This is a genomic window from Natronospira sp., from assembly GCF_007134575.1.
In the GTDB taxonomy this organism is placed as follows: domain Bacteria; phylum Pseudomonadota; class Gammaproteobacteria; order Natronospirales; family Natronospiraceae; genus Natronospira; species Natronospira elongata.
This window is the reverse complement of sequence record NZ_SLKM01000264.1, coordinates 1-3478: the sequence shown is the minus strand read 5'-3', so window position 1 is coordinate 3478 and position 3478 is coordinate 1. Positions and strand designations below refer to the sequence as shown.

At 62.8% G+C, this 3478-nt stretch carries 4 protein-coding genes; 2 read left to right on the top strand and 2 right to left on the bottom strand.

From position 1 onward, the window contains the following. Both ACJWXQ_RS10550 and ACJWXQ_RS10545 read right to left on the bottom strand, forming a co-directional pair. A partial coding sequence (locus tag ACJWXQ_RS10550) for a TIGR04282 family arsenosugar biosynthesis glycosyltransferase (RefSeq protein ID WP_406672790.1) occupies positions 1–799 on the bottom strand: 799 nt, incomplete at its 3' end. Then, positions 789–1325, bottom strand: a complete 537-nt coding sequence (locus tag ACJWXQ_RS10545; protein WP_346050154.1) for a fused DSP-PTPase phosphatase/NAD kinase-like protein — start codon at positions 1323–1325, stop codon at positions 789–791. The genes ACJWXQ_RS10550 and ACJWXQ_RS10545, both read right to left, overlap by 11 nt. 144 nt (positions 1326–1469) lie before the next feature. Here ACJWXQ_RS10545 and ACJWXQ_RS10540 point away from each other — a divergent pair, with 144 nt between their 5' ends. Both ACJWXQ_RS10540 and ACJWXQ_RS10535 read left to right on the top strand, forming a co-directional pair. Then, positions 1470–2855: an MBL fold metallo-hydrolase gene (locus ACJWXQ_RS10540; protein ID WP_346050152.1), complete on the top strand. Its 1386-nt coding sequence runs from the start codon at positions 1470–1472 to the stop codon at positions 2853–2855. A gap of 101 nt (positions 2856–2956) precedes the next feature. Further along, positions 2957–3478 (top strand): cytochrome c3 family protein (locus ACJWXQ_RS10535; protein ID WP_406672789.1); only part of this gene is annotated, 522 nt, incomplete at its 3' end.

Below are 3478 nucleotides of genomic sequence, written 5' to 3'. Positions count from 1 at the left end.
CCTCTGCCGCGAGCGCCCGACTGGCGTCCCGGCTGCCGCCATCGACGACGATGACTTCCTCCGCACCTTCATCCAGCAGTGCCCGTACGCGCCGGCCGATTCGGTCGGCCTCGTTGAGTACGGGCATAACCACCGAGACCCCATCCCGGGGCCGCAGGCGCGGCCAGCGGCGGGCTCGTTGATACCAGTGGCGGAGCTCATGGGGCTCGTCGACATCATCCAGGGCGGGTAGCCGATGCACGGAAAGTCCCGCCGCACTGGCCCGCGCGAGGGTCTGATCAAGAACTGCCGACCCGCCCCAGGGCATATTGCGGAACAGGCTCGCGGGTGGCGGCACCGACAGACCAATGAGGTAATAGCCGCCGTCATGGGCCGGGCCGAGTACCAGCGCCTTGTCCCGAAGCGCCTCCAGCGCCTGCTGTATGAGCGCGGCATCGAGACCGGGGGCGTCGGTGCCGATGATCAGATGGCGCTGAATGCCATCCTGGTGCCCGGCCCGAAAACAGGCCAGCATCCGCTCGCCCAGGTCGCCCTCGGGCTGGGCCTTGGCGGGTAGCAGTTGGCCGAACCAGTCCTGGGCCTCGTCGACCGCCTTGGTCACCGCCAGGCGGGTTTCCAGGCCGGGACGACGGCACCCGGCCAGGGCGGCCTCGGTGATGGCCCGCAAGGCCATCTGGTGATGCAGGGCGGCAGCCCGCTCGGCGCCCACGCCGGGAATCAGCCGGGTCTTGCTGACCCCGGCCTGGGGCAGACGGCAGAATACCGTCAGCCGCTCGCTGGCGGGCGTCTCAGCCGGCACCCGGCAGCTCGCCGGATTCAAGCAGTTGGCGCACCTCGTCTTCCAGCCCGGTCATGCCGTGCTTGCGGCCAATGTCCAGGGCAACCTCGACTGGCTGGTCCTGCAGAATCCCGGCGCGCAGGGCAAACATGGCCCCCACCCGGTTGCCGCTGGCACAGTGGAAGAGGGCCGGTTCGTCATTGGTCGCCTTCACGGCTCGATCGAAGGCTTCAACGGCGGGGCGGGTGAGCCCGTTTGCGCCATCGACGGGGATATGGATGTAGAGCATGCCCAGATCGGTGACTACCTCGCTTTGGGCCCAGTCATCGAATTCACCCACGCCCCGGAGGTTGACCACCGTGCGAATGCCGGCTTCCTTTGCCTGATAAAGGTCTCTCTGGTCAGGCTGGCCGCCAATCAGGGTTTTTTCGTCAGGCTGTGTCTTGTCGGGGATGTCGGGCATCATTGATTCGTTCTCCGGGCTGGCAGCCACCTGGCCGCCAGCAGCGAGGAATAGCAAGGTTGCAGTAATGGCAAGGATTCGCATGCTTGTTACTCCCGCCGCACTCGCGGCTGTCTGTAGTATTCGGACTTACTGTATATCAGTATAATCTAATACTCAATCCCCTGTCCCGAGAATGCTCTGTTATCCTCCCAAATGATGACCCACGGATAACAGAAGGAGCCCGGCTTGCCCAGCATACAATTCCATGGTGCCGCCGGTGGCGTGACTGGAGCCTGTTTTCTGGTCGAAGCGGCCGGTCGCCGCGTCTTGCTGGACTGCGGCATGGTTCAGGGCAACGCGGAGGAAGAAGGCCGTAACCGCCAGCCCTTTCCCTTCGATCCGGCCGAACTGGACGCCGTGGTCCTGAGTCATGCCCATCTTGACCATTCCGGACGCCTGCCCCAGTTGATTCGTTACGGTTTTCGGGGCTGGATTCATGTCCATAGTGCCGGCCGGGACATCACCGAGATTCTCCTGGAGGATGCGGCGTGGCTGGCCGAGAAGGAGGCCGAGCAGGCATCCCGTGACAGCAATAATAGGGATGAGCCGCCGGTGGAGCCCCTGTTTACGCGGGAGGACGTGGCCCAGTGCCTGGCGCAGATGAGCCCGCTCGACTACGGCAAGCTTTACGAAATCCTGCCGGATATTCACCTCAAGCTCCACGATGCTGGCCATATTCTGGGGTCGGCGGTAGTTGAATTGCGCAGCCAGGAGGGTGGTGCGGAGAAGCGATTGGTCTTCACCGGGGATCTGGGTCAGCGCGGGGGCGCATTGCTGCCGGACTGGAAGCCCCTGGAGCAGGCCGATCTGGTGTTGATGGAAAGCACTTATGGCGACCGCCTTCATCGTAGTCGGAAAGACACCGAACAGGAGATCAAGGAGATCTTGCAGTCTGCCGCCAAGGGGCGTGGCAATGTCCTCATTCCGGCTTTCGCGGTGGGGCGTACCCAGGAGCTGTTATATCTTCTGGGCAACCATTATCAGGATTGGGGCCTGGAGAAATGGCATGTATTTCTCGACAGCCCACTGGGCATTCGCGCCACTGAAGTGCATGCGCGACACCATCGTTATCTGCGCTCGAAGGCAGCTGACTGGGTCCGCCAGACCCGCTTTCGTTTTCCCAATCTGCGCATTACCGAAACCGCCGAGCAGTCCATGGCAATCAATCGGATCCAGAGCGGGGCGATCATCATCGCCGGCAGCGGCATGTGCACGGGCGGCCGCATTCGTCACCACCTCAAACACCAGCTGAGCCGTTCGGTGACACAGATCATGATCACCGGTTTCCAGGCTCAGGGCACACCGGGTCGTCAGCTGGTGGACGGTGCTGATTCCATCAACATCTGGGGTGAGGACATCCGTGTCGGTGCCCAGATTCATACTGTCGGCGGCATTTCCGCCCATGCCGATCGTGACGAGCTCTGTGCCTGGCTGGAGGGTTTTCGCCTGCCGCCGGCCGTGGCTCTGGTGCATGGCGAGGACGAGCCCCGTCAGGCCCTGGCAGCTACCCTCAAGGAGCGTTTTGCCATTGATGCAGCCATACCGGCATTGGGTGATCGGCTCGAGTATTAGCGAACTTCGGACTGGATGTCCTGAGATTGATCCGAATCAAGAAAGTCTTTGAGTTATCTTCTAAGCTATCGTAAGTATTTCAGGGAAGGGGATTCGGGAACATGCTGGCAATCGTATTGCTGTTGTCCGGTGCCTACGCCGCCGAGGATTTTCCAGCAGAGGCCGGTTATGCCCCAGGGGGGGAGCGGGCCTGTGTCATGTGCCACATGCCGGATGATGAGCATCCCCTGGCTGCCATTCGGCATACACCCCATGGCATGTCGGGGGATCCGCGCAGTCCGGCGGCGGGCTTGCAATGTCAATCCTGCCACGGTCCCAGTGCCGCCCACCTCGAAGTGAAGGACGGGGTAAGGCCGCAGACCGCCGTTCCCTTCGACCAGGATACCCCCGCCAAGACAGCCAACCGCGCCTGCCTCGACTGCCATGACGATTACAGTCAGCGTCACTGGCACGGCAGTGGCCACGAATTCGCCGAGGTCACCTGTGCGGACTGTCACCAGTCTCACACGGCCGTGGATCCCATGATGCGCCCCGGGCCTGCTCGCGAGGCGGTTTGTCTTGAATGCCACAGCAATGTCCGCAGCGAGATTCACCGGCCCTCCACCCATCCCATGCGGGCGGGG